Genomic DNA, 26344 nt, shown 5'->3' with positions numbered 1-26344 from the left:
ACAAAACGCGCGGCCTAGAGTCAAACGTGTTACTCTGTTACTCCTCCGAGATGCCCACTCATTGCAGTTCACTCGGATACTCCGATCATCGTAAGCAACGGGACCGGTAGGCGGACGCTAACGATTTTGCTGGTATTCGCTTGCCGAAGCGCTGACACGGTAAGAACTATCGCCGCGGAAACCGGGAGTACACGTATGACAGGATTCTCCGCTCGGGTCGAGCGGATTTCGATCAGCGGTATTCGAGAAGTCTTCGAAGCAGCCGGCGAGGATGCGATCAACCTCGGGTTGGGCCAGCCGGACTTTCAGACCCCCGAACACGCCAGACAGGCGGCGATCGACGCGATCGACTCGGGGCTTGCAGACGAATACACAGAAAACAAAGGCATCGAATCGCTCAGAGAAGCGATCGCCGCGAAACACGAGGCGGATCAGGGAATCGATCTCAATCCGTCGAACGTGATCGCCACTGCTGGCGGCAGCGAGGCACTGCACATCGCGCTCGAAGCACACGTCGATGCCGGTGAGGAGGTCATTATCCCCGATCCGGGGTTCGTCTCCTACGACGCGCTCACGAAACTCGCTGGCGGTGAACCGGTTCCAGTTCCACTTCGGGATGACCTGACGATCGACCCCGAAGCGATCGAGGCGGCGATCACAGAGAACACGGCGGCGTTCGTAGTCAACAGCCCCGGCAATCCGACCGGCGCAGTCTCACCGAAAGAAGACATTGAAGGGTTCGCACGGATCGCAGACGAACACGACGTCCTCTGTGTCTCCGACGAAGTCTACGAGTACACCGTCTTCGAGGGCGAACACTACTCGCCGATCGAGTTTGCCGACAGCGACAACGTTGTCGTGGTCAACTCCGCGTCGAAACTGTACTCGATGACCGGCTGGCGGCTCGGCTGGGTGTACGGCGCTGAGCCTCGCGTCGAGCGGATGCTCCGAGTTCACCAGTACGCACAAGCCTGTGCCAGTGCACCAGCACAGTATGCGGCTGAGGCTGCCCTGACTGGACCACAGGACATCGTCGGCGAGATGACCGACTCCTTCGAGCGCCGCCGGGACATTCTGCTTGAGGGACTCGAATCACACGGGATCCACGTACCAACGCCACAGGGAGCCTTCTACGCGATGCCCGAGGTTCCCGAGGGATTTGTCGACGAGTGCATCGATCGCGGCGTCATCGTCGTCCCCGGAGCGGCCTTTGGCGACCACGGCACGGGCTACGCGCGGATCTCCTACGCCACTGACGAGGAAGAGTTACGCGAGGCGATCGCGATTATGGGCGAGGCGATCGAAGCGTTGTGATTCGGTTCAGCCGAGATAGGCGAAAGCGGTGTGATTCGTCTCGGCCACGGTTAGGCGACCCGCAGCCGATCGGCAGTCACATCTAGCGATCGACTATAGTGGACGATCGGCTCGCCCGCAGGTTCCTCGAATCCTTCAGCTTCAAACAGGGTGTTCGATCGAATCTCGATCTCGCCGTCCTGCAGCGGCCACGGCTCGTGGTCGATCTCACCGTAGTACAGCCGATTGCCCGCGGCGTAGAATCGATAGTTCTCGACGAGAAACGCCGCGAGCGATCCCGGTTCAGCGCGATAGACCTCGCTTGTCGGTCGGTACTCTGCACGGAATCGTGCCGGCGGGACGCCGTCGTGTGTCCGACGGCTGGCGATCGTCACCATCTCGCCGTCGCGAACCATCGACATCTCCGCGGCGTAGTACGGTAGCGCAAAGAGCCGACGGGCGAGCGCGACGCTGAGCCGATCGTCCGCATCAAGATTAAAAAAGTAGACGCCGGGCCCTCGTGGCCCCTCGACGTACGTCCGGAGATTCAGTTCGGGGAACGATCGCCCGATCGGCACCCCACGGACGCCAATTTCGGCCATCTCGAACGGGACGATTCCCAGCCAGGCGTCGCCATCATAGGTCCGAACCGAAAGTCGATCGGGAAGGCGGTCGCTGACCAGTTCGGGCGCGATCGGCCAGTGAGCGAACAGTCCATCCCGCCACTGCATCCGGAGGATCGAAGAACCCAACACAGCTGAAAATACGGGCTGTGGCCTCTTGATTCGCGCGTTCTATCGGCAAAAAATTGCGTCGGTTGGGCGGGTCCGAGGAGTTCTCCGAGCAGCGTCAATCAGTCGTCTGCAGGCTCGGCCGCCGAGCCGTCGCCGACTGTAATGGCGATTTCAGCCGCAGCAGCTTTGTACTCGGGAATCTTCGCCCGGTCGTCGAGCACGTCGTTGGTGAGCCGGTTCGCCGACGCGGCGGCAAAGTGCGGCGTGGTCCAGACGACACCCTCTTTCGTGTCTTCTGTCACCTGGGCTTTGACTTCGATCGCCCCGCGGCGGGACTTCAGCGTCACCATGTCGCCGTCCTCAATGCCGTAGTGCTCTGCGTCGGTCGGGTGAACGTCGACGAAGTTCTCCGGTTGCTGGCGGTTCAGCGTCGGCGATCGACGGCTCATGGTGCCGGTGTTGTAGTGCTCTTCGAGACGCCCGGTCGTGAGCAAGAGCGGGTACTCTTCGTCCGGAACCTCTGCTGGCGGCTGGTGGCGAACACCTTCGATCTGGCCGAGTCCGCTCTCGGTTTCGAATCCGTCCTCGTAGAGGAACAGGTCACCTTCGTCGCCGGGTTCGTAACACGGCCAGTGGATGCCCTCCTCGCCAAGAGAGTCATAGGTCATGCCGTGGTAGCTCGGACAGACCTGTCTGAGTTCCTCGAAGACGTCTTCAACGTCCTCGAAGCGGAATTTCTCTTCTTCGAAGAGGCGGCTCCCGATCTCCATCAGGATATCGAGATCGTGTTTCGTGTTCTCGTGAACCTTATCCACCCCACGCATTCGCTGGACGCGGCGATCGGTGTTCGTGACAGTGCCGCCGCGCTCGGCCCACGTGGTTGCAGGCAGGATCACGTCCGCGAACTTCGCGGTTTCCGTCATGAAGATGTCCTGGACGGCGATGAACTCGAGCTCTTCGAGGCGCTTTTCGACCTGATTGCCGTCAGGCTCGCTCATCACAGGGTTTTCGCCCATGATGAATAGCCCCTGGATCGACTTGCCGGCTTCGTGGGAAATCTCCACGTTGGTGAGGCCAGGCTCGTCGGGAATCTCGAATCCCCATACTTCTTCGACGGATTTGCGGGCCTCGTCGTCGTCGACTAGCTGATAGCCCGGCAGAACGTTCGGCATCGCACCGACGTCGCAGGTTCCCTGGACGTTGTTCTGTCCGCGGAGCGGGTTGACGCCCGTCCCTGGTCGGCCAAGGTTCCCGGTGATCAACGCGAGATTGATCTCATTTTGGACGTTGTCGACGCCGCAGGTGTGCTGGCTCATCCCCATACCGGTGAAGATGGCCGAGTTGTTCGCCATTGCGTACTTTTCGGCGGCGAGTTCGATATCTTCGAGCGGGACGCCGCACTCTTCGGCGGCGGCTTCCTTGTCGAAGTCTTCGAGCGTCTCTTTGAGGTGTTCAAAGCCTTCAGTGCGCGCTTCGATGAACTCCTCGTCGATCCAGCCCTTCTCGGGTTCTTCCTCGTGGCGTTCGAGGATCGTCTTGATGACGATGTTGAGAAGCGGGATGTCGGTTCCCGGCTTGAGCTGGAGATGCATGTGTCGATCGGTCTCGTCGATCTTGAACGATCGGGTCGTTTTGTTCGCGTGCGGATCGACCTGAATGACCGTTGCGCCCTCCAGTACTGCCTGTCGGAAGTACTGGCTGTTGGCGATCGGGTGCTGCTCGCCGGGGTTTGCGCCCTGGATCCAGAAGACGTCAGCAGCCTCCTCGAGGTCTTCCATGCTGTTTGTCATCGCACCCGCGCCGAGGCTCGTCCGCAGCGCCCAGACGGTCGAGGCGTGACACATTCGGGTGCAGTTGTCGACGTTGTTGGTGCCGTAGCGTCGGGCGAGTTTCTGCAGGAGGTAGTTCTCCTCGTTCATCGTCTTTGAGGACCCGAAAAAGCCCATCGCGTCGGGGTTGTACTCATCGCGGATGCGGCTCATCTCTGAGACGATCATCTCGTAAGCCTCCTCCCACGTGGCCTCGCGGAACTCGCCGTCTTCTTTGATCAGTGGATCGGTCAGTCGATCCTCGTGGTCGACGACTTGCGTCGCCGCGCCGCCTTTGATGCAGATTCGACCCTCGTTGACGGGTGCGTCACCCCACGGCATGAACTGCACGTCGCCGGGTTCTTCGCCCTGTTTGACCTGAATCCCACAGCCGACACCGCAGTATGGGCAGATCGTCTTTACTGGTTCCTCACTAGACATGTGAATCACCTGTGTTTGACACGTTCATATGACAACGATTGCGAGCCACTGTGTATGAATGTGTCGATAAGCAACATTCCTGACAATTCTTGGAATCGAGAAACTTCCAGACTGCGCTCGTGTGTATGAACCACCCACAGACCACGCTCGTGTGTATGAACCATTCACAGACCACGCTCAGTTGCTCGGTCTCGGATACACCAGCCCGCACGAAGGAGCATTCTTTCCCGCATGAGTGTATACATAGTGTATGGATCTTACGCAGGCTGACTTCGATCGCTATATCGAGGAATATCGCGAAATGGAGCCGCTGTACGCAGTCGAACAGCAGTCGATCGAGACGACGCCGGATGCGTTCAAAAACGACGATTTCGGGCCGCGAGACGCCGAGTGGATCGTCCGGTGGTACTTCCGTCGGTACCTCGGGGCGTACCCGCATCGCGATCGACGGAAGGCGGAGGAAGCGTTCGCCGAAACCGGCTTCCGAACGATGCGAACAACAATTCTCGACGCTGTCGACGCTGTGGCGGCCGAAAACACCGCTTCGGCGATCGAGCACCTCACCGGGCTTCCAGCCGTCGACATGGAGATCGCAACTGCCTTCCTCCAATTTATATCACCTGAGGAGTACGTTGTGGTTGGGGACCGCGAGTGGACCGTTGTTGCTGCGCTGACCGAACTTTCAGACCCGTATCCGGACGAAGAACTCGACGCGGCGGCGTACGCGGACTACCTCGCGGCGGTTCGATCGCTGGCTGATCGATACGACCGATCGCTGTGGGAGTGTTATATGGCAATCTGGCGGTGCTGGGTCGATCGGTTCGAAGCGGAGTGAGCCAACGACGGGCAGCTAAGCAGGCTCATTCTGTGTAATTATTCGGATAGTTGACTTGTTGTGGTCTCAGCAGGCTCGTTGTATCATCGTATAATCGGTATTTTCTCATAGTGAATCGACTGAAGGGAGCAACTGTCCGGATCAAAACGCTCAACACCGCCGAACGGTTACGGTGTCCCCAATGGACGATCCCCGCCGCGACCACGTGTTGTCGATCGATCTGACGACCGGCAGCGTCGATCGGATCGAGCTCCCCGAGCGGTGGCTCCGAGACTATCTCGGCGGCAAAGGTCTCGGCGCGCGCTATCTGTACGAACACCTCGCTCCTGAGACGAATCCACAGAGCCCAGCGAACGTTATCGGCTTTGTTTTGGGACCGCTATCTGGTTACCTGCCCGGACAGTCGCGGTACGCGGTTGTCACCAAATCTCCCTTGACGGGGACGTTCCTCGATTCCTACAGCGGTGGGTCGTTTCCCGATCGGCTCGCAGGGTCACTGCAAGATTGTCTCGCGCTGTTCGTCACCGGCAAAGCAGATGAGCCAGTCAAAATCGTCGTCTCCAATGGTGATGCGCGAATTGAACCCGCCGAGACATGGGGGCTAGACACCGTCGAGACAGACGAGGCGTATACAGACGCCGCAACGGCGTGTATCGGTCCGGCTGGCGAACACGGGGTTGTATACGCAACGATCGCCTCTGACGGCGGTGATCACCACGCCGGCCGCGGGGGCGCAGGAGCAGTAATGGGGAGCAAACGGCTCAAAGCGGTCGTCGCTGCCGACGGGCCACCGGTGATCCCACCGGAAATTGAACGACTCCACGATCGGCTGACGGCCGAATACGTCGACCACGACACCGGCAAGTGGCAGGCCGCCGCGGGAACCATGGAGAGCGTCGACTTCGCCAACGAGGTTGGCCACCTCGCAACTGAGGGGTGGCAACGCGATCGCTTCGAGGCGATCGACGATATTGGCATTGAGGCGATCAAAGCCGAAGCCAGTTCGCGCGAGGACGGTGACGAGGCGATTCCCGGCGACTTCTACGTCGAAACTCACGATGGTTCGGTCGTGTTGCGAGGCGCTGCACCGATGACGCTCGGCGCGGGATTGGGAATCACGGATCTCGACGGAGTAGCGACGCTTGGGGAGGCCTGTGATCGCCTCGGCATGGACGTGATCGACGCCGGCAACGCGGTTGCTTGGGCGATCCGTGCTGCCGACGACGACCTTATCGATGCGAGGCTTTCATTTGGCGATGTGGACGCGGCAAAACAGCTGCTTGGGGCGATCGCCGTCCGCGATACTGCGGGGGCAGATTCATGGCCAGCTGACCTGCCAGCGGTACTTGCCGACGGGGTCGCCGCTGCCGGCGAGACCTACGGCGGAGACTCGTTCATCCCGACGATCAAATCAATGGCGTTGCCCTCGTACGATCCGCGCGGAACCGCGGGGATGGCACTCGCGTACGCGACAAGCGATCGCGGTGCGTGTCACCGTCGAGCCAGGCCAATCGAAACCGAGGCGTTTGCGGGAACCGACTGGTCAATCGCCGATCGGGTCGAGACGGTCGTGGGTGCACAGACGGTTCGATCGACGCTGTGGAGCCTCGTGATCGACGACTTCGTCGGGGAAGCGATGTGGGATACCCTCGGGAGTGAGTGGCTCGAGGCGATCGGCCGCTCGTATACAACCGAGGAACTCACCCGCGTCGGCGAGCGGATCTGGACGCTCGTTCGGCTATTTAATGCTCGCGAAGGGTTTGACCGCCGGCAGGATCGCCTACCCGCTCCACTTCGGGAACCCGCTACCGGCACAGATCGTCCCGCAATCGATCCCAATCACTTCGACACGCTGTTAGATGCCTACTACGCCGCCCGCGGATGGGGACCGAATGGCCTCCCAACACCCGAAACCCTCGATCGACTCGGACTCGGTAAAGTGGTGGATTCGGCTACCCCGATCGATGACTCGCCAGTCTCGGCCCGACGATAACACCGACCAATTTCGGCGGTTTTGTTTGCTAATTACTAATAAAAAATACTGAGTGATAACAACAAGTTAATTATAGTACCAAATATCGTGAGAAAAAGATAATTAACATTAATGATTAATACAAACTGCCGTTCGGTGATCAAAAAATGTCAATGAGAGCAGTCGTATATCAGGGCCCACACGAGGTATCTGTAGAGGAGGTCGAGGAACCGAAAATTGAACATCCAAACGACGTCGTAATCGACATCACGACGACGTGTATCTGTGGATCGGACCTCCACATGTACGAGGGCCGAACCGCGGCCGAGCCCGGGATCGTATTCGGACACGAGAACATGGGGGTCGTCACCGAAACCGGTGACGCCGTCAGCACGCTCGAAGAGGGCGATCGAATTGTCTTGCCGTTCAACGTTTCTTGTGGATTCTGTCAGAACTGTGAAGAAGGCTACACCGGCTTCTGTACCAACGTCAACCCCGGATTCGCCGGTGGTGCGTACGGCTACGTCGCGATGGGACCGTACAAAGGCGGACAGGCCGAGAAACTCCGCGTCCCGTACGCTGACCACAACGCGCTGAAGCTGCCAGAAGGTGACGAACACGAGGACTCATTCTCACTGCTGGCCGATATCTTCCCGACGGGCTGGCACGGGACACGGCTCGCGGACTTGCAGCCCGGCGAGTCGATCGCCGTCTTCGGTGCTGGACCAGTCGGACTGATGGCCGCCTATAGCGCCCACCTGCAGGGTGCCTCGGAGGTGTACATCGTCGATCGCGTCCCTAGTCGGCTTGAACTCGCCGAAGAACACGCAAATGCCACAACAATCAACTTTGAGGAGGGCGATCCCGTCGAGCAGATCATCGACGCCCACGGCGGCGAGGTGGACAAGGGTGTCGATGCGGTCGGCTACCAGGCGATCGATCCTGAGACCGATCCGGGCGATGACGCTTACGATCCGGCCCGCGAGAACCCGGCGGTTGTGCTCAACCAACTAATCCAGGTCGTCAGACCGACCGGCCAACTCGGCGTGCCGGGGCTGTACGTGCCGTCTGACCCGGGTGCACCGGACGACATGGCCGCACAGGGTCGACTTGGAATCGACTTCGGGAAGCTCTTCGAGAAGGGCCAGAAGGTCGGGACCGGCCAGTGTAACGTCAAAAGCTACAACCGGTACCTCCGTGACATGATTATCTCCGGAAAAGCAGACCCAAGTTGGGTGGTCTCTCACCGTGTCGGACTGGATGAGGCACCGGAAATGTACGAAGCCTTCGACAACCGCGAAGAGGGCGTAACGAAGGTCTTACTCGAGCCGTAGGCAAGCAAAATCAATCTGTCCCGGCCCTCCACATCCATTTATTATCCGACAAACGAGCAAGGCCATAGTAGCGTTTGCAACACTTTGTAAGAAATAGTACCATATTCGGTTTACGCGCGTCTGAGCCGATAGTTTCTGAATCGTAGCGTGAAAATGCGTGTTAGTGATAAAAGTGATACCCAACGCCCCACAGCGAAATCAACACGGTCGAAATGAGGAACATTCCGCTCACCTCGGGAGACACCGAGATATCTGTCGCTGCAGTAAATGCAGATCCCGCAAGGTACGAAACCTGTTCAAACGAGGGCAAAAACGTGTTGATGTGCTCAACCAACAGTCCGGCGGCAATGAGTGACACGAGGTGTCCGAAGAGGTGCGATCCGCTTGATTTGGCAGGCATATATCATTATAATACGACCCCGATATTAGTAATATCGTCTGTGAAACCAGTTACCGACGAAGCCAGGTCCGTGGGTGTTCCGATCGAAGGTGGTGGTGGTACGCCTTGACGAGTTCTGGATACGATCCTCGCACCACGAACCAGTCACAGCGTTCACACTCACCGGTCAGTTCGCCGTCGATCGCGTTTGATGTCGGTTTCATACGTCTCGGTGCGACAGTTGATTGCACATACCACGTCTGTAGCGTTTCTGCTCGGTTATCACTGTCGGGCACCGGCAAAGATTATAGTAACGTTTGCAACTCTTTGCAACAGGCACCGGGAAAAGCAGTCCGAGAAAGCGTGAACTTGCGGTAACTGAATCGGAGTGAAAAAATAATTGCAACCGCTACGATAACCCACTGCTCCGCGAAAAGATGAATAGCCGCCCGATGGTAACCATACACCATGTGTAAGTACTGCAACTATGCGATGACAGACGGATGGACGAATCTGTTGGAGTACGATCGCACCTACCAGGACGCGATGGCAGACCTTCGTGCGGAGCGATCGAACTACGGCTTCAGCGAAGGATTCGACGAGCTACAGGACGATCTGACGGTCTAAGGCAACGTTTGTTCAGGGATCGATCCTGACGGGAAACACCGACACGGGATCCGCAACAGCTGCGTCTGGTTCAGTGAGACAACTGTCGAGCAGTTCTGTTACTCCGTCGCGGTCCATATCGCTGCCAATAAACACCAGTTCGGTCCGTGGTGACTCCTCGCCCCAGTCGCCGATCGGCCCCGCCTGAATCGCGCCTCCTGCCCGGCTCATTCCGATCACCGAATCCGTGCCGGCGACGTGACACAGCCCCTTTGCGCGAATCACGTTGTCGTCGCGCTCGCCCAGTGCCTCGACAAGCGCTTCGGGATCGAACGGTCGGTCGCGAGCGTAGACAAACGAATCAATTCCGTGTGCATCGGCCGCACCTTCCGTGTGGCTGTGTCCACCCGTCGCATGCTCGTTGGCATCCACGTCATAGTCGCCGCGGCGGTGTTCTCGGAGTTGTGCTTTCCAGCCGGCCGATCGCCGGGCTTCTTCGAAATCGAACCGGCCGGTTCCTAACACCAACCCGGGATCAACCTCACTGTAGGTCGTCCGTTCGATGTGTGCCCGCGGCTGGAGTTGCCTGATGGCGGCTTCGATCGTATCCATCTCCGCATCCGGGACCATGTCCGTTTTATTGCAGAGCAAAACGTCACAGAACTCGATCGACTCGACGAGCACCTCCGCGAGTGGGCGATCGGGATCGTCACTGTCGGGGATCGACGCGCCTGAATCAAACTCCTTCCAGAAGCCGTAGCTGTCGAGGACGGTGACAGTCGTATCGAGACGAAACCGCTCGCGTGGGTCATTGCTGTCTGCAGTCCCTTCGACGAGTGTTCGCGCGACCGGGATCGGCTCGGAGATTCCGGAGGACTCGACGACAAGGTAGTCGAACTCCCGAAGCTCTGCGAGCCGTTCGGCCTCGGTCAACAGATCGTCCTGTAGCCGACAGCAGATACAGCCGTTCGAGAGATCGACAATGCCAGCGTCCTCGTTTTCTCGCTCAAAGAGATTAGCGTCGACGTTTACTTCACCCATGTCGTTGACGATCACCGCGATACGGTACCCCTGCTCGTTTCGCAGGAGGTTGTTCACGAGCGTCGTCTTACCCGCACCGAGTACACCGCTGACGACGGTCACCGGAATTCGATCGTCTGATTCAGTCGGTGGCTCTCCGCGTGAATCTGTCATGATAATACACGACGGTTTTCGGCGTGGTAAATCCTCGTTTCGCCGGTACCTCGGGGTCGATAGGCGCAGAAAACCGTCAAATGCCAATCGTCAGGAGCGTTACGCCCGTTCAACTGGCTGAAGATCTGCTGCTTTCGCGCGGGCGCGCTTGACGATCGTTGGCCGCGCCTCAAAATCCAAGAGAACGTGGTCGTTTTCGTATGATTCGTCGATGACGTAACTGTTGTCGTGGATCCACGAGACGACGCCCATCGTCTCCTCGCCCATTGGCAATAACAACCGCTCGCGCTCGAAGTCGGGCAATTCTCGCTCAACGCGTTCGCGGAGAGACTCGACATTCTCACCGGTCAACCCAGAGACAGTCACAGGGTTCGGAGTGAGGCCCGACAGCGCGGCAAGTTTGCGATCGAGTTTGTCGTCGTCAACGCGATCGATCTTGTTGAAGACGGTGACGATCGGTGCCTCGTTGCGATCGTAGAGGGTGTCGTGACAGGTGACAAGCTTTTCACGAATCGTCTGAACATCTTCGCTGGCGTCGACAACGAGTAAAACCAGATCTGCCCGATAGACGGAATCGAGCGTCGACTGGAACGACTCGACGAGCCAGTGGGGAAGATCGGAAATAAACCCGACTGTATCTGTCAGCAGGATCTCGCGGCGATCGAGCTCCGCACGCCGCGTCGTGGTTCCAAGCGTGGTAAACAGCATGTCCTTGGACTCGGCGACAGTGTCGAGATCGGGGTGTTTGTCCTCGTTTTCGTCCACGTCGAGTTCTGCGGCTAGTCGACGAAGCAGCGTCGACTTGCCGGCGTTCGTATACCCCGCGAGTGCCACTAGATCGAATCCCGACTCGCGACGGCGCTCGCGTCTGGTTTCTTCCTTTTTTCCGATCGTATCCAACTCGGCTTTGATGTTCGAGATCTGAGCCTTGATGTCGTTCTCGCGGCTCTCATCGTACTCGCCGAGTCCCATGAACCCGGGGCGCTCGTCGCGCTTTGCGAGGCTGGCTTTGGCCTCTGCTCGGGGGAGTTCGTAGCGAAGTTCGGCGAGTTCGACCTGCAATTGGGCTTTTCGCGTGTTCGCACGCTGACCGAAGATTTCGAGAATAAGCGTGAACCGATCGATCACCTCGACGCCATCGGGCATCGCTCGCCCGATATTGTACATCTGGTACGGGCCGACCTCGTTGTCAATGATCACCGCGCCAGCGCGGGTGTCGGCCGCAAGCGCGGCAAGTTCTTCGACCTTGCCTTCCCCGAAGACGTAGCCGGGATCCTCTTGACGCGTCTGGGTGAGTTCGCCGACGACAACGTAGCCGGCCGCGACCGCAAGATCGTGGATCTCGGTGAGATCGGGTGTTCCTGCGTCTGTGCGTTTGGCGACGATCGCTCTCACAACGTCTCACCCGCGTCGATCGGAAGTGTACGGATAGCCTGCACTGTTGAGTTGAAGCTAGCCGGCGGACAGACTTAAATCCGGCCCGCGAATGCTACCGCAGACCACACCAACGAGTCAGCGCGTACTGAGTTCGTCTTTATCCTTGATGACGCGTGTTTCGGCCTGTCCGCTCGTGATGTCATTAACCATGTCGTAGAAGTCGTTTTGCAGACCTGCGGGGAAAGTCAATACGCCAACCCACGATCCGTCGCTTTGCCACTCTTCGCGCTCGAGATCGCCGTACTGGCGGATCTGTGCCTGGGCGCTACCGGCTTGCTCGGCCTCGACCTGAACAGCGATCGTCACCTCCTCGAATCGGATGGGGATAACCGGCCGCAGCGCGTCGAGCGCGTCGTCGACCTGGTTTTCGACCGGTTCCATCGGATCGACCTGAAAGCCTGCTTCTTCAAGCGCCCGTTCGATCCGCTCTGGCGGGTGCGGTGCGTTATCCATCTGTGGATTGACCGCATTTCGCGTGATCGTGTTAATGAGGCTCTTTCGCTTCTGCTCTTGCATCTCGCGTCGCTGCTCGGCTGTGATCTGGATCTCCCCGCGTGTGATGACTTCCGGAATTATCTCCAGCGGATCGGTCGTGTCGAATACCTTTTCAAGATCGGCTTCGGCGGGTCGATCGCCGCGTGAGGCGTCTTCGAAGACGTCCTCAGCGGCGATCACATCCGAAAGCTCCCCGTCGAACTCCCCGCGTTTGATCGATAGCGCTGCATCTGGATCGACCAACACCTCAAATCGCGCGCCGTGAGACTCTAACCGTGCTGTCACCGCGTCCTCAAGGGAAATCATATCACGAGATACCCCCTCCGGGGATAAAAACGCTACCCGGGATCGCCGGAGGACCTCCTCAATTGGATTTGTCGTTCCAGGTAGCTCGGCAGGCATCATCACAAAAGTGAGTATGGGTCGCGATGCCGTCTTCGATTCGAGTCACGACTCGATGAGTCGGTTCCTGGATAATCGGTTCACCGCACGCTGCACACGTTGGGGCGTTCGTTTCATCTACGTCCTCGCCCAGATCGGACGTCAGATCAACCATACAAACAGGGTCGACGCCGCGCTTACTTGAACCCATCCAACTCGGCAGATGTGACAGTTTCGCGACGATCAATCCGTCTCGACGAGTACGACTCGTAGATCATTGACGTTGGTTCCCGTTGGACCGCATCGATACAGCGCATCTGCGTCGTCCAGCGCGCCGTACGCACGGTGCTCACGAAGAGCTGCGATCGCTGTCGACCGATCGATCCTGCTCGTGTGTTCATCTCCGTCGATCGACCCACGATCACTGACGGTTGCTTCGTCGACAATCGCGCCAGCCGCGTCGGTCGGGCCGTCGATTCCGTCGGTGTCGATTGCACCTACGGTGATCGGTTCGTCGCCGAGTTCGATCGCCGCCGAGAGGGCAAACTCCTGGTTCGGCCCGCCTATGCCCTTCGACGCTGTATTTCGATTTGATATGTTCGCGGACTCAACGGTCACGGTTGTCTCCCCGCCAGAGATGATCGCCGCCGGTGGACCGATTGGGACTCCCGTGGCTAGCGACTCTTCGGCGATCCCAACAGCGGTCTTTGCGGCTTCTCGTGCCTCTCCACGAATCCGCGCCGATAACACTAACGGCTCGTAACCGGCTTTTTCGGCAACCGATGCGGCCGCCCGCATCGCGGTCATCCCGTCGGCGATGATGTGCGTCCGAACCCGATCGAAGCAGTTCGCTCCTAGCTTTGGGGTCTCCGAGAGCGACCCCGCCGCACCAGCTTCGAGGTGTGATTGGACCGCATCGGGTACCGAGAGGTCGTACTGTTCGAGCACCTCGATCGCGTCGGCGTAGGTCGTCGGGTCAGGCTCGAACGGCCCGCTGCCGATCGTCGTGAGATCGTTGCCAACGACGTCACTGAGAACGATCACCCGAACTGTGGCCGGCGCGGCTGCCGCTGCGAGTCGACCCCCTTTGATCGCCGAGAGGTGTTTGCGGACCGCATTGATCTCGTCGATCGTCGCCCCGCTTTCGAGCAACGCGGTTGTCGTCTCCTGAAGTGCCCCCACGGAGATGTCTTCAGCCGGGACGGCCAACACTGCACTCGCTCCGCCAGTCACGACGGCGAGGACGATTGTTCGTTCGTCGGCTTCGCGAACCCAATCGAGCACCTGCGTTGCGCTCTCGACGCCTGTTTCCGTGGGGAGTGGGTGCCCGCCAGCAAGCACTGTGGTCCGATCGCACTCCACCGGATCGTCTGTGACAACAATGCCAGCCGAAAGACGGTCACCGAGGATCAACTCTACCTCCCGAGCGACCTGCGAAGCGGCGTTCCCACCGCCGACGAGTATGAGCCGATCGAACGCAGTGAGGTCGATTGTTTCCGTCTCGTCACTGGATTGGAGCGTCAGCGTATCCTTGCCTTCGGATATCGAAACGTGATCACGGACAACTCGGTCGGGATGGGCAGCGGCGATTCCCGCAGACAAACAGCGTCCGGCGATCTCTCGGCGACGCTCGCGAGATGCGCTATCCCGTGTCGAGTCGCTCATGCGACGGAGTACGTTACAGGACAACAAATACCTCTTGGGCGAGCGATCTACCTGCTCTTGGGCGATCGATCTACCTTCCCGGCGGCGAAAGCGGGTGTGGGATCGTGTGCTCGGAACACGCGTTGGGATTGTCGATCGTCCGTGTCCGGCCGTCGGGCCATCGGACGGTCACTGACAGCGGGGTTCGATCGGTTCCGAGTCCGAAATGGGCGACAGGTTCGGCCTGACAAAGGTAACTACTCCCGGCGTCGATCACGCGGCGGTGGGTTCCGGCAGTCGTCTCCATCTCCACGAGCGCGCCCCGAGCTGGAGCGCCGTACTGTGTGGTTGGTCGCACCCGGAGCCAGCGATTGTCGTTTGGGACCGAAAATAGCGACAGCGGTTGGGCGGAGACTTCGCCGTGAACTACGATCAGCTCAAGCGTTCCGTCTCCATCGATATCCGCAACGGTGGCGCCGGTTCCGAGCCCCCGTGGTTCGAACGCGTCGCCGGGGTCGATCGCTTCGAGCCGTCGGTTCTCCCACTGAAAGAGGCGGTTCTCCGCCCCGATCGCGTTGACGAACAGTTCCTGGCGGCCGTCGTTGTCAAAATCAGCAACGACGAGATTCCTCACGCGCTCGGAGCCGATCAGTGCGTCTGGCGCGGTTTCGCGGAACCGATCGCCCTCTCTGGTAAACAACCGACAGGGGCCTTCCCAGTTACCGACTGCGATGTCAAATCCGCCAGCAGTGTTATCCAACAGCGCCGCTCCTCTTGCATTTCCCGCCTTATCTGTTAGCCCGAACGCTTCGGCGATGTCGACGAAGTGACCGTTGTCGTTTCTGAACAGTCGGTTTGGTCCGCGCTCGGCACCCACAAAGACATCCATCGACTCGGAGACGATCGGCCCGGCAATGACGGACCGACAGCCATCAGTGAATCGCAGCCCAACAGCGTCTGCCATGTCGGTAAGCTCACCGTCGTCCCCGAGTTCGTAAAACCGTGAAGGGACACCGTAGCAGGCGACTAACATACCGTATCGACCGGTCCCAAACCGATCGACCGCCGCGACCGATCGCCCGGCGTGGAAGTTACCACGATCGTAGTTTACATCCAGCCCGAAGACGTCACACCACAATTCTCGCTCATCGTGCGCAATCCGATCGAGGAGCATATCGCCGTTGTCCGTGTAACCGCCGTAGGCGTCGGTATTGTGGACGTATATCTCCTCTTTACCGTCGGCGTCGACGTCAGCGGCTGCAACGCCGATTGCTCGACGATCGGGGTCCGCAAGAATGCCACAGCCGCGATCGCGGATCCTGCGGCCATCGAACGTGTACAACCGGTTCGGACAGCCAAAGCCCGTGACGAACAGCATCGGTCCATCGGCACCGGGAGTCACCGCGACCCCATAGCCTTTCATCGGCGGGTTCTCGCCCAACCGTTCGGACCGATCGACGAACATACACTCTTTCAATCGTTCGCCGTATTTGAACGCATGGGTCGGCGTACCTACAGGTTTTCAGACCGAAACCTGCAAAAGAGTGTTATCAAACAAAGTACCTTATTTGGATCAAAAAGTGTGCACTACGAGCGCGAAAATCCGAGTGGGTGTTTGCAGTTTTTACCATGTTGGTGCATCGCAACTGCACCTACGCTGGAGAGCAGAAATTCGCTGGGCGGCCAAAAATATCATATACCATATCAGAATTTCTGTACTCATCCAATGGTCGAACAGAGTCAAGATCTCGCCAAACACCCGATTTAATCACGAATTTTGGGTATAGACCGTCACAAAGTGTGATAACTTCCAACACACTTTTTCAGGTAGTTGTACAATATTAGAACGCTCGGTGATATGCATGTACGACAAAATCCTCTACCCAACAGACGGGAGTTCGATCGCAGAATCAGCAATTGAGCACGCTCAAAACCAGGCCAAACAGCATGACGCAACCGTTCACGTGCTGTACGTGATCGATAGCGAACACATAGGGATTGGCTTGGCCAGCAATCTTGATTTTGAGGGTGGTCCTGGGATGGTTGGAGCTCCAACGGAAGATGCGTCGGGAATGGTCGGTAGCCGGCCCACAGGGCGTGAGGACCTCGAAGACGAGGGGACTGAAATCGTCACTACCGTTGCCAAACAATTCGAGGGCGTCGAAACGGAGACTGCGGTCCGGTTCGGCTCACCCTACGAAACGATACTCGAGTATGTTGACAATGCCGGAATCGATATGATCGTGATGAGTACACACGGCCGATCGGGAATGCAGCGATACGTCATCGGGAGTGTCACCGAGAAAATCGTCAGGTTTGCCGACGTACCCGTGCTTACGGTCAGTGCAGCCGAAACCAGTGAAAAATAACAGCAGTATGCGCTGGTATTTTTGTATATCACTTTTATTTCAACCGACGATACTCGACAATTCGCCAATTCACTTTCAGAATAATCGCAGATCCCGCAACCGCAAAAACAGAGACGAGAGCGTCGATCGTTACTGGACAAGCGCCTCTTCGAGAAGTTGCAGGGGATGTTTGATGTCGTAGCCGGTACCGTGTTCCATCTGCATCGAACACGTCGGACACTCAGTCATCCCGACATCGCCGGTCGCGTGCTCCATGTGGTCGAACATCTCCTCGCCGATCTTCATCGAGTTTTCGTACTTTTCTTTCTTCCAGCCGTAGGTTCCAGAGATACCCGAACAGGAGTCACCCACATCCTCGATGATGACGCCATCGAGATCGCGGAACAGCTCGACAGCCTGGCGATCGAGCCCCTGGTTCCGCGCGTGACACGGCGCGTGGTAGGCGTACGCCTGCTCGTCAACGGATGCGTCTTCGATCGCACTGTGGAGGTCCTCGTGAATTCGGAGGTACTCCATCGCTTCATAGGTATGCGCAGAGAGGTCTTCGATCCCATCCATGCTGAACAGCTCTGGATATTCCTGTTTCAGCGACATTGAACAGGAGGTACAGGAGGCGATCACGTCGTAGCCCTCATCGATGAGCCCCGAGAAGTTCTCGACGGTGATGCCCGCCTCGCGTTTCGCATCATCGAGCATCCCGTTTGCAAACATTGGTGTTCCCGAACAGCCCTGCTTTGGAACGACGACCTCGTAGCCGAACGACTCGAACACCCGAACCATCGCCTTGCCGACCTCAGGGGTGTTGAAGTTCGAGTAACAGCCGTGGAAATACGCAACGCGCTTGTCCTCCGATCGGACCTTCGGGCCGCCGCGGTTGCTCCACCACTCGCGGAACGTCTCGGTCGCGAACGCGGGGAACTCCCGCTCGGCGGGAAGCCCAAGGATCCGTTCGTTGATTTCGCGGACGAGTCTGTTGCCCATAATTGCCGAGGAGAGCCGCGGTACCTTGCTGCCGATCTTGGCGAAAAAGCGATAGTTCGCCAGGATCCGGTTGCGGATGTACTCCTGGGAGAGTTTATTCATCTCTTCTGAGACGTACTCTCCACGGGCGGTGTTGTGCATCTGACTGAGCGGAACGCTCGACGGACAAGCATTGTCACACCGCATACAATTCGAACACGACATGATCGAGTCGTCGACCGCCTGGTCTTCTTTTCGTTTCAGTCGCCACTGCTCTGGACCCTGGAACTTCGGTCCTGGGAAGTCCTCGTCGACCTCCGCGACCGGACATGACGTGTCACAGGCTGTACACTTGTAGCAGTTATCTGCGCCCGGGCGCAGATCCATATCCTCGTTATTCGGGAAGACCTGGACTGGCTCGAATGACTGTGCCGTTGGATCGAAGTCGCTTGGTGATTCTGCGTCGCTCATGTATTAGATCGCCTCCCCAGCCGCAGTACCAGCCACATAGCCGGTCGCCAGCGAGACGCCGCTTTTTGATTTCTCTGCCGTTCTGTCGACCCCACCGACGACGCCGCCGGCTGCTCGAAGGTTCGAAAACTCCGGAACTCCGTCGCCGTCAAGTGGTTTACACGCCTCGTCGATCTGTACGCCGAACTTCGCAAACGGATGCTCGCCGAAGGCGTCGTCAACGAACCAGTCGTAGCGATCGTCCGGGTGCGGGACGTGACAGTCAAACACTGGTTCGCGAACGCCCTCGCGGTCGGAGTCGATTCCCTTGCCGACTAAGCCGCCGGTTGCGAGGACTACCTGTTCGGCGCTGTAGGGAACCTCTTTGTTCATCTGGTCAACAATGATTGCGTCGATCGCATCGCCGTCTGCCTCGTACCCGACTGCTGGGTTGCCATCACTCAGTCGGACCCCCGCTTCATCGAGGGCGTCGAACAGTATGTCTTCGAGCCGCAGCCCCGGATAGCTTGGCGGCCCCATCGGGAGTTCGAACACCGCTGCACCAAGGTGTCGCTCGAGATCAGCGCGAACTTCATCTGCGTGATCGTCGCCGAGCACGGCCGGCAGCCCAACCCGATCGGCGTCTCCCAGATGCGGTTTGATTACTTCCGCGAACGCCTCACGAGCGGGGAGCGCTCTGCCCTCATAGTCGAGGTCTTTGTTCAAATCGAGCGCGTTTGCAATCCGGGTCACCCGCGAGTCAGCGCGATACGATCCGGGGACCTCGATCTCGACACCGTCGACTGAGAAGGGAACCCCAGCCGCGGCGAGATGATCTGCGACGAGTTCACCGTCGAAATCCGTCAACGACCGGAAGCCGACAATCAACATCGCGCGATCATCGCTCACGAGTCCCGCTGCAGTAGAGGTTGGGTATCGACTCGTCGGCTTGATCGCGCCGCCGCTCGTCGTAAGCAGCGCGTTCGTGTCCGTGTGGCTGCCCTCGTAGGCCTCGCCGACTGCCTCGTCGAAAACGGTGAGACCGCCACGGATCGCCGTTTCCCCGAGGAGCTGGTACGGATGGCCCTCTGGAAGGCTCTCGATCGCAGCGAAGGGATCGCTCACCGGACCGTCGACGTCTGGTGCGTAACCGAGCACGTCGATCAGCCCGCTGGCCTGTCTGAGCGTGCTCTTTTTGTGGGTGACGAGTCTGACCTGTGCGCCCGTCTCTGCGGCCGCGAGTGCGGCGGTCGTTCCAGCGATACCGCCACCGATGACCAACACGTCCTCGTGGATCGCCACCTACTGGTCACCTCCGTTCGAGCCGGGAGAGCTGATGCCACCGTCGGTTGCAGCCGCACCGGTCGCACCAGATTCGCTGGCGGCGTCGGTTCCGCCATCGAAGGCCGCAAAATCGATCGCATCGCCGGTTCGCACCGCATCGTGATCGGCGTTCATTGTCGTCGAGTGGAGACTGTACTTCAACATGGCCTGCGAGAGCTGTTGGCCCCACAGCGCATGTCGCTCACCCTTCCAGCGTTCCTGAAACAATTCGTCGAACGCCGAGTAGGCCGTCTCCTCGTCGTAGTTCGGGTACAACTCGTGAGCCATTCGCTGACAGCAGAATGCCCCCTGGCAGTTACCCATGGACGCGCGCGTGCGAATTCGAACCGCGTTGAGGTCGGAGCCAGATTGCTCGATCGCATCCTGGATTTCCGCACGTGTGACCGCTTCACACTCACAGACCACCGGATTCGGCTCACCGGTTTTCAACACCTCGTCAGCCCGCGAGCCGAGTCGCTGGACGCTGCGGCGACCGATCGGCGATCGCAGTCCGAACTCATCCATGTAATCGCGCAATACAGAGAAATCGTCGCTGCCCGGCAGCGGTTCGTCGGCGGTTCGACATTCGGCGTCGATCCCGAACTGCTCGCAGACGTGGTCGGTGATCTTTTCGGCCATCATCCGATAGGTCGTAAACTTCCCACCGACGATCGAGGTCATCCCCGAGAGGCCATCGCGCTCCTCGTGATCCAATAGGAAGAAATCCCGCGTGATGTCGGTTGGATCATCTGTTCCGGTTCCCGGCGGCTCATACAGCGGTCGGACACCCCAGAACGATCGGATCGTTCGGGCATCATTCAACATCGGGACGAGCTCTGAGAGGGTGTCGATCATATGATCGACCTCCCATTGCTCTTCAGGGTAATCTTCGGGATCCTCAACCTCGATGTCTGTTGTTCCAAGAATGCACGTCGTTTCGTGTGGGACGACGATGTCGGCGTCACCCTTCGGTTTACAGCGGTTGACGACTGTGTCGACTTGACGGGAGTTCATGATCGTCATCACTCCCTTCGAGGGACGAACTTCAACATCAACGCCAGCCATCTCGCCGATCTGACCTGCCCACGCGCCCGTCGCGCTCACAACGTAGTCCGCGTAAATTTTTTCTGTCGTTCCTGGCGTTTTGTGTTCGCGTTTGCCTGGTCCCGAATCGTGTTTGACCTCGATACCGACTACCTCGTCGTCTTCGACGAGTACGTCGATCACCTCTGCATGTGTTTCGATCCGTGCACCGTGTTCTTGGGCGCTCGCAGCGTTTGCTACACAGAGCCGGAATGGATCGATCGCGCCGTCTGGAACCTTGATCGCTCGCTTAATGTCAGTCGCGAGGTACGGCTCTATCTCGCGGGCTTCTTCGGCCGAGAGTACTTCTGCGGGAATGCCGCACTCTCGACACCCCTCGAGTTTCTTTTGGAAGTACTCGTCGTCATCTTCGGGGCGCTGTACGAACAGTCCACCAGTCATTTCGACACAGTGGCTGGCAATGTCGCGTAACACCCGATTTTCCTCGATACACTCGGTTGCGCTGGCCTGGTCAGACACCGCGTACCGACCTCCACTGTGTAACAACCCGTGCATGCGTCCGGTCGTCCCGTGCGTGAGGTTACCCTTTTCAACGAGGGTTACCTCGAATCCCCGCATAGCAAGGTCTCGGGTGATACCGCAACCCGTTGACCCGCCGCCGATTACGAGGACGTGTGGCGTGTCAGTCATTGGTTCAATTCCATCTTGGGCCCGATACACTTTACTTTATCTGCCGACCGGAACTAAGGGTAAAAATTTAGTCTGTGCGTAATAATCACACACAAAAATTCGGCGCTGGCAGTGGAATTCTCCAATATTCGCCGGCCATATTTGCCTTCAAGCTGCAAAAATGCACAGAAGATATCGGTTAATCATGCAGAAGGAGAAAGTTTTATCATGGTTGTCTATAGTGTTTACTGATGACGCGGGAGCACCAATAAAGAATTCCGGACGCCCGGAGCATGCCCGCATCAGAATGGTGATATACGTATGACAGACGACACGTACGTCGGAGCGATAGACCAGGGGACAACAGGCACGAGGTTCATGGTATTTGATCACAGCGGGAAAGTGATCGCCAACGCCTACGAAAAACACGAACAGATCTATCCCAACCCGGGATGGGTTGAACATGACGCAATGGAGATCTGGGAGAACACGAAATCCGTCATTAACACCGCGCTCGACGACGCGCTGATCGACGCTGATCAGCTCGAGGCGCTCGGCGTCACGAACCAGCGTGAGACGACGGTAATGTGGGACGCAGAATCCGGCCGGCCGATCGGGAATGCGATCGTTTGGCAGGACCGGCGGACCACAGACCGGATCGAAAAGCTCGAAGCGGACGGAAAAAAAGACGAGGTCCAACAGAAGACCGGTCTTGAGCCCGACGCGTACTTCTCGGCAACGAAAGCCGAGTGGCTGCTCGACAACACCGATCCGATCAAGCTCCAGCGCTCGCGCCCAAAGGACGTTCGAGAGCGCGCAGAGGACGGTGAAATTCTGTTCGGGACGATCGATACGTGGGTGATCTACAATCTCACCGGGAACCACATCACCGACGTGACGAACGCCTCGCGGACGATGCTTTTCAACATCCACGAGATGGACTGGGACGAGGAACTCCTCGAAGAGTTCAACGTCCCGGCAGCGACCCTGCCAGAGGTTCGTCCATCGTCGGATGAAGAAACCTACGGTTCGACAGATCCGGACGGCTTCCTCGGCGCTGAAGTGCCTGTCGCGGGCGCACTCGGTGACCAGCAGGCAGCGCTGTTCGGTCAGACCTGTTTCGACGCCGGAGACGCGAAAAACACCTACGGCACCGGTTCATTCATGCTCATGAACACCGGCGACGAGGCCGTCATGAGCGAACACGGCTTGCTCACCACGGTCGGCTTCCAGCGATCTGGCGAGCCGGTTCAGTACGCGCTTGAGGGTGCGATCTTTATCACTGGTGCGGCGATCGAGTGGCTCGAAGACATGACGCTCATCGACAACGCTGCCGAGTCCGAAAAGCTCGCTCGCAGTGTTGATTCAACCGATGGCGTCTACTTCGTCCCAGCCTTCGCCGGGCTCGGTGCACCACACTGGGATCAGCGCGCTCGCGGGACGGTCGTCGGCATGACCCGCGGTACCCGCCGCGAGCACCTCGTCCGTGCGGTGCTCGAATCGATCGCGTTCCAGACCCGCGACGTCGCCGAGGCGATGGTCGAAGACTCCGGCATCGAGCTGGGCAGCCTTCGCGTCGACGGCGGTGCAGTCAAGAACAACTTCCTGTGTCAGCTGCAGGCAAACATTATCGACACCGACATCGTTCGGCCGGTTGTCGACGAGACGACCGCGCTGGGCTCGGCGTACGCCGCTGGGCTCGCGGTCGGCTACTGGGACACGATTGATGAACTGCGGGACAACTGGCAGATCGATCGGAGCTTCGAGGCGAAATCCGGTGTGGATGCCGACGAGCGCTACGGGCGCTGGAACGAAGCGGTCGAGCGGTCGCTTGACTGGGCCCGCGACGGAGGCGAATAAGAATGTATGATGCACTCCTGCAGGTTCCCATAATCGGGATGGAGGTCGAGGCGTTCGTCCTCCTCCTCATCACCGCCCTGGCCGGCGGAGCGTTCGGCGCCGCCATCGGCGCACTGCCGGCGTTCATCTTCACGGGCTTTCTCGTCTTCCTCGGTGAGGGGCTCTTAATCGCTGGTGATCCCGCAGTTAGTGTGACCGGGGTTATTGGGTTCGGTGCGATTACCGGCCCGCACATCGCCTTCGCGGGCGGTGTGGCTGCCTCGGCGTACGCCGGCAAAAAGTACCCTGAAATGAACCCCGCTGACGGCGGCTACCACTTCGGGAAAGACATCACGTACGCGTTCGGCACCAAGCCGGACATCCTCGCCGTCGGCGCCGTCTTCGGCGTGGTCGGCGTCCTGATCAACCAGCTCTCCGGGAGCCTGCTCGTGGTGAGCGGCACCGGCTTAACCGACTCGATCGCGCTGACAGTCGTGTTGAGCGCGCTCATCGCGCGGGTCGCGTTCGGCTACCCGATTATCGGGAAGCCCGCGGGCGACGGACTTCTCGACATGTCGCCGTTCGAGCGCGGCGAGGACCATCCCAAGGCCGACAGCGGAGCTGAGGAACACGCTGGTCGTCCGGCGACCGAGCCATGGCTCCCGCACCAGTACAAGTGGTCGGGCGTCACCGCAATCGGCCTCGTCGGCGGTATCCTCGGCGGGTACATCTGGCTGCAGACGGGGAGCATCTTCCTCGGGTACGCCATCTCCGCGATCAGCCTGCTGTTCTTACAGCTCGGCGTCGAGAAGATCCCGGTGACGCACCACATCACCCTTATCGGCGCGGTCGGCGCCGTAGTCGTCGACCCGATCGCAGGGAGCGTCGTCGCGCTGCTCGCAGCCGGCGTGTTCGGCGCAATCAGCGGCCTCTTCGGCGAGGTCACCCAGCGTATCTTCTACGCGCATGGCGGGACACACGTTGACCCACCGGCGATGGCGATCGCGTTGGCTATGGTCATTATCGCGATTCTCCACATCGCAGGCGTCATCCCGAACGCCGGGTACGTCTAAACGCCTTCCCTCCCGTTTCGTTGTTGAGATGCAGTTGTACCGTATCTGAGTACCTGGGGTGCGTCGGATCTACCCCACCTACAGAACCGCCACAATTCGGAAACCCAGACACACACTGACAAATGGATATTGACGATCGAATCGCCCGCCGCAGACAGCTCGGTTCGGATCCGCAGCTGGTGCTCGATTACGAGCCGCTGAGTCCGTTGTATCACCCCGACGAGCCGACCGGTCAGGGGTCGATGCTCGAACAGCTCCTCGATGAATTAGATCCGGCACTTTCGGGTGTCGTTCCATCGGATCTCTACGTATGGGGACCGAAAGGCAGCGGAAAAAGTGCGGTCATCACAGCGCTGTTTCGAGGGTTCAATCGGATTCGAACCGCTCGAAACGAGCCGATTCACACGTCGACGCGGGTCGACTATGCCCGGGTGTTCGACTTTGTTTATGTCGACTCTCGGCAGGCAACGACCGCGTTTTCGCTGTACCGATCGATCCTTGATCAGTTAGTCGACGAGTCGGTACCGAAACACGGCATCGGGACCGAGTGGGTGAGAAACAAACTTGAGTCCGCGTTAGAACCCGTCCAACGCGGGGCGGTGATCGCCGTTGACCACATTGGCGAGCCGGAAACCCAACCGTTCGACACGCTCCGAGAGACACTCTCGTCGATTAGCGCGACGATATCCGTCGTTCTAATTGGAAGAGATCCGCCTCAGTCGATCGGAATCGACGCGGACGATCCGATCGAAGTCAAACGCTTCGACGCCTATCGGAGCCACGCGCTCATCGAAATACTCACCACTCGGCTCTCAGACAGTCTCGTCCGGAACGCAATCGCCCACGAGCAGCTTCGAACAGTAGCAACGTGGGCTAACGGCGACGCACACGACGCCCTTGCGGCCGTCTTTGGGGCAGTAATCGAAGCGGATCGATCGAACGCAGAGAACGTGACTGACCAATATCTCACGTCGGCGATTGAAAACGTTCCGCAACCGTGTGTCTCGCTTGGGCGAGTCCTTTCGCTGTCTGAAAGCCGTCTGGCGGTATTACGCCGGCTGGTCGCACTGTCGCCGGAGTCACTCGATAGTGTGGGTTCGGCGACCGAAGCAATCGTCGAAACTGATATTGAGCTCACTGCAGCGACTGTGGAACGACTCGTCTACGAACTAGCAGAGGCGGGAATCACCGAACGGGTCAAAACCGCCCGAGATAACGACATCGGTCGGCCCCCATCCCGGATCGAGTTCCGATTCCCGACAATACCGTTTTTGTATCTCATCGATTCTGGCGTGTAACGCTGACACACGCCTCTGTTCGGTCCGTATCGTCTGTGTGCTCGCGGACGTCACCGTCAAGACACACCCCCGAAGCGTGAGCGTGCTGGCTGTGTTCTACTCACCCACACTGTTTGGAGTGTCTAGATCGCCCGACACGCAAACGGAGTTTCGCTGGCAGAGCTAATTATCACGTTGGATAGTTTTGGCCACAAATTTATTCGCTCTTTCGCGTGGGTACTGTATATGAGTAACCGTTCGCAGTTGGCGTGGGTAATTCACCGCCACTTGAACGATGACGTGTGGACTGATCGGCCCTTTGCGTGTCGTATTGCAACGGCGGCCAGCACGGGGATTCTCGTTTCGGCAGCGGCAACCGCAACTACTAGCGATCCACTCGCCAGCACGATCGCACTGAGTGGTTTATTTGGGTTATTTTCTGTCCGCGGAGACGAACGAAACGAATCGTCTGAAAAAGAGACTGGATCAAAATCAGACGGCACCGACGAGGACGATATCGACGCTGCCGAGGCAGTTGATTCGGCGATATCAACCAGCTCAGACAAGTCAACCGAAGCAGTTGAAGTAGCTGAGAATTCTGACACAGCCGAAGCAGCCGAAGCAGCTGAAGTAGCTGAGAATTCTGACATAACCGAAGCAGCCGAAGCAGCTGAAGTAACTGAGAATTCTAACACAACCAAACCGACTGAAGATTCTGACACAACCAAACCGACTGAAGATTCTGACACAACCAAACCGACTGAAGATTCTGACACAACCAAACCGA

22 protein-coding genes and 1 pseudogene are annotated in these 26344 nt (G+C 58.7%); 10 read left to right on the top strand and 13 right to left on the bottom strand.

Annotated features, from left to right (window positions below; translation table 11 throughout):
* The first annotated feature begins 195 nt into the window (after positions 1-195).
* Positions 196-1314 (top strand): pyridoxal phosphate-dependent aminotransferase, encoded by a 1119-nt coding sequence (locus tag E5K03_RS14175; RefSeq protein ID WP_138007454.1) that lies wholly within the window; start codon positions 196-198, stop codon positions 1312-1314.
* Between the two features lie 50 nt (positions 1315-1364).
* Here E5K03_RS14175 and E5K03_RS14170 read toward each other — a convergent pair whose 3' ends face one another.
* Together E5K03_RS14170 and fdhF are read right to left on the bottom strand one after the other, a co-directional pair.
* Positions 1365-2048 (bottom strand): YqjF family protein, encoded by a 684-nt coding sequence (locus tag E5K03_RS14170; protein WP_138007453.1) that lies wholly within the window; start codon positions 2046-2048, stop codon positions 1365-1367.
* A gap of 98 nt (positions 2049-2146) precedes the next feature.
* Positions 2147-4276, bottom strand: a complete 2130-nt coding sequence (fdhF, locus tag E5K03_RS14165) for a formate dehydrogenase subunit alpha (protein ID WP_138007452.1) — start codon at positions 4274-4276, stop codon at positions 2147-2149.
* 250 nt (positions 4277-4526) lie between these two features.
* Here fdhF and E5K03_RS14160 point away from each other — a divergent pair, with 250 nt between their 5' ends.
* The 3 genes from E5K03_RS14160 (at position 4527) to E5K03_RS14150 (ending at position 8417) form a co-directional block, all read left to right on the top strand.
* Entirely contained in the window at positions 4527-5111 is a 585-nt protein-coding gene (locus E5K03_RS14160) for a hypothetical protein (protein ID WP_138007451.1), read from the top strand.
* A gap of 181 nt (positions 5112-5292) precedes the next feature.
* Positions 5293-7104 carry an aldehyde ferredoxin oxidoreductase family protein gene (locus E5K03_RS14155; RefSeq protein WP_138007450.1) on the top strand — a complete coding sequence of 604 codons (1812 nt, stop codon included), beginning with the start codon at positions 5293-5295 and terminating at the stop codon, positions 7102-7104.
* A gap of 152 nt (positions 7105-7256) precedes the next feature.
* A complete protein-coding gene (locus E5K03_RS14150) occupies positions 7257-8417 on the top strand; it encodes a glutathione-independent formaldehyde dehydrogenase (protein ID WP_138007449.1) in 1161 nt (386 codons plus the stop codon).
* A 160-nt stretch (positions 8418-8577) separates the two neighbouring features.
* On the opposite strand, the gene E5K03_RS14145 is transcribed toward E5K03_RS14150, so the two are convergent.
* Both E5K03_RS14145 and E5K03_RS17315 read right to left on the bottom strand, forming a co-directional pair.
* A complete protein-coding gene (locus E5K03_RS14145; protein WP_138007448.1) occupies positions 8578-8817 on the bottom strand; it encodes a hypothetical protein in 240 nt (79 codons plus the stop codon).
* Positions 8818-8867: 50 nt separating this feature from the next.
* Positions 8868-9020, bottom strand: a complete 153-nt coding sequence (locus E5K03_RS17315; protein ID WP_171006704.1) for a hypothetical protein — start codon at positions 9018-9020, stop codon at positions 8868-8870.
* Positions 9021-9288: 268 nt separating this feature from the next.
* On the opposite strand from E5K03_RS17315, the gene E5K03_RS17775 reads away from it, so the two are divergent.
* On the top strand, positions 9289-9423 hold the full coding sequence (locus tag E5K03_RS17775) for a hypothetical protein (protein WP_265338740.1): 135 nt from the start codon (positions 9289-9291) through the stop codon (positions 9421-9423).
* A gap of 12 nt (positions 9424-9435) precedes the next feature.
* On the opposite strand, the gene E5K03_RS14140 is transcribed toward E5K03_RS17775, so the two are convergent.
* From E5K03_RS14140 to E5K03_RS14115, 6 genes are all read right to left on the bottom strand, one after another.
* A complete protein-coding gene (locus E5K03_RS14140; protein ID WP_138007447.1) occupies positions 9436-10596 on the bottom strand; it encodes a CobW family GTP-binding protein in 1161 nt (386 codons plus the stop codon).
* A gap of 99 nt (positions 10597-10695) precedes the next feature.
* Entirely contained in the window at positions 10696-11991 is a 1296-nt protein-coding gene (gene hflX / locus E5K03_RS14135; protein WP_138007446.1) for a GTPase HflX, read from the bottom strand.
* Positions 11992-12108: 117 nt separating this feature from the next.
* Positions 12109-12834, bottom strand: a complete 726-nt coding sequence (locus tag E5K03_RS14130; protein ID WP_138007445.1) for a ribosome assembly factor SBDS — start codon at positions 12832-12834, stop codon at positions 12109-12111.
* A 58-nt stretch (positions 12835-12892) separates the two neighbouring features.
* The gene (locus tag E5K03_RS14125; protein WP_138007444.1) at positions 12893-13084 is read right to left on the bottom strand and encodes a DUF7576 family protein; all 192 of its coding nucleotides are present in this window, start codon (positions 13082-13084) and stop codon (positions 12893-12895) included.
* Between the two features lie 68 nt (positions 13085-13152).
* A complete protein-coding gene (locus tag E5K03_RS14120; protein WP_138007443.1) occupies positions 13153-14574 on the bottom strand; it encodes a glycerate kinase type-2 family protein in 1422 nt (473 codons plus the stop codon).
* Between the two features lie 70 nt (positions 14575-14644).
* Positions 14645-16018 carry a CRTAC1 family protein gene (locus tag E5K03_RS14115; RefSeq protein WP_138007442.1) on the bottom strand — a complete coding sequence of 458 codons (1374 nt, stop codon included), beginning with the start codon at positions 16016-16018 and terminating at the stop codon, positions 14645-14647.
* 397 nt (positions 16019-16415) lie between these two features.
* Between E5K03_RS14115 and E5K03_RS14110 the strand changes: the two genes are divergently transcribed.
* The gene (locus E5K03_RS14110; RefSeq protein WP_138007441.1) at positions 16416-16922 is read left to right on the top strand and encodes a universal stress protein; all 507 of its coding nucleotides are present in this window, start codon (positions 16416-16418) and stop codon (positions 16920-16922) included.
* A gap of 129 nt (positions 16923-17051) precedes the next feature.
* Here E5K03_RS14110 and E5K03_RS14105 read toward each other — a convergent pair whose 3' ends face one another.
* Genes E5K03_RS14105 through glpA form a run of 3 tightly spaced genes read right to left on the bottom strand, consistent with a single transcriptional unit; the run spans position 17052 to position 21389 of the window.
* On the bottom strand, positions 17052-18353 hold the full coding sequence (locus E5K03_RS14105; RefSeq protein WP_138007440.1) for an anaerobic glycerol-3-phosphate dehydrogenase subunit C: 1302 nt from the start codon (positions 18351-18353) through the stop codon (positions 17052-17054).
* Positions 18354-18356: 3 nt separating this feature from the next.
* Entirely contained in the window at positions 18357-19634 is a 1278-nt protein-coding gene (gene glpB / locus E5K03_RS14100) for a glycerol-3-phosphate dehydrogenase subunit GlpB (RefSeq protein WP_138007439.1), read from the bottom strand.
* Positions 19635-21389 carry an anaerobic glycerol-3-phosphate dehydrogenase subunit GlpA gene (gene glpA / locus E5K03_RS14095; protein ID WP_138007438.1) on the bottom strand — a complete coding sequence of 585 codons (1755 nt, stop codon included), beginning with the start codon at positions 21387-21389 and terminating at the stop codon, positions 19635-19637.
* Positions 21390-21689: 300 nt separating this feature from the next.
* Here glpA and glpK point away from each other — a divergent pair, with 300 nt between their 5' ends.
* The 4 genes and pseudogenes from glpK to E5K03_RS14075 all read left to right on the top strand — a co-directional run.
* Positions 21690-23228, top strand: a complete 1539-nt coding sequence (gene glpK, locus E5K03_RS14090) for a glycerol kinase GlpK (protein WP_138007437.1) — start codon at positions 21690-21692, stop codon at positions 23226-23228.
* A 2-nt stretch (positions 23229-23230) separates the two neighbouring features.
* A complete protein-coding gene (locus tag E5K03_RS14085) occupies positions 23231-24280 on the top strand; it encodes a hypothetical protein (RefSeq protein WP_138007436.1) in 1050 nt (349 codons plus the stop codon).
* A 122-nt stretch (positions 24281-24402) separates the two neighbouring features.
* The gene (locus tag E5K03_RS14080; RefSeq protein ID WP_138007435.1) at positions 24403-25578 is read left to right on the top strand and encodes a Cdc6/Cdc18 family protein; all 1176 of its coding nucleotides are present in this window, start codon (positions 24403-24405) and stop codon (positions 25576-25578) included.
* A 225-nt stretch (positions 25579-25803) separates the two neighbouring features.
* A pseudogene (locus E5K03_RS14075) lies at positions 25804-26344 on the top strand (hypothetical protein); the annotation flags it as partial.

The organism is Halalkalirubrum salinum (assembly GCF_005543295.1).
GTDB lineage: Archaea > Halobacteriota > Halobacteria > Halobacteriales > Haloferacaceae > Halalkalirubrum > Halalkalirubrum salinum.
Note: the sequence above shows the minus strand (reverse complement) of the source record. Positions and strands in the feature narration are given on the sequence as shown.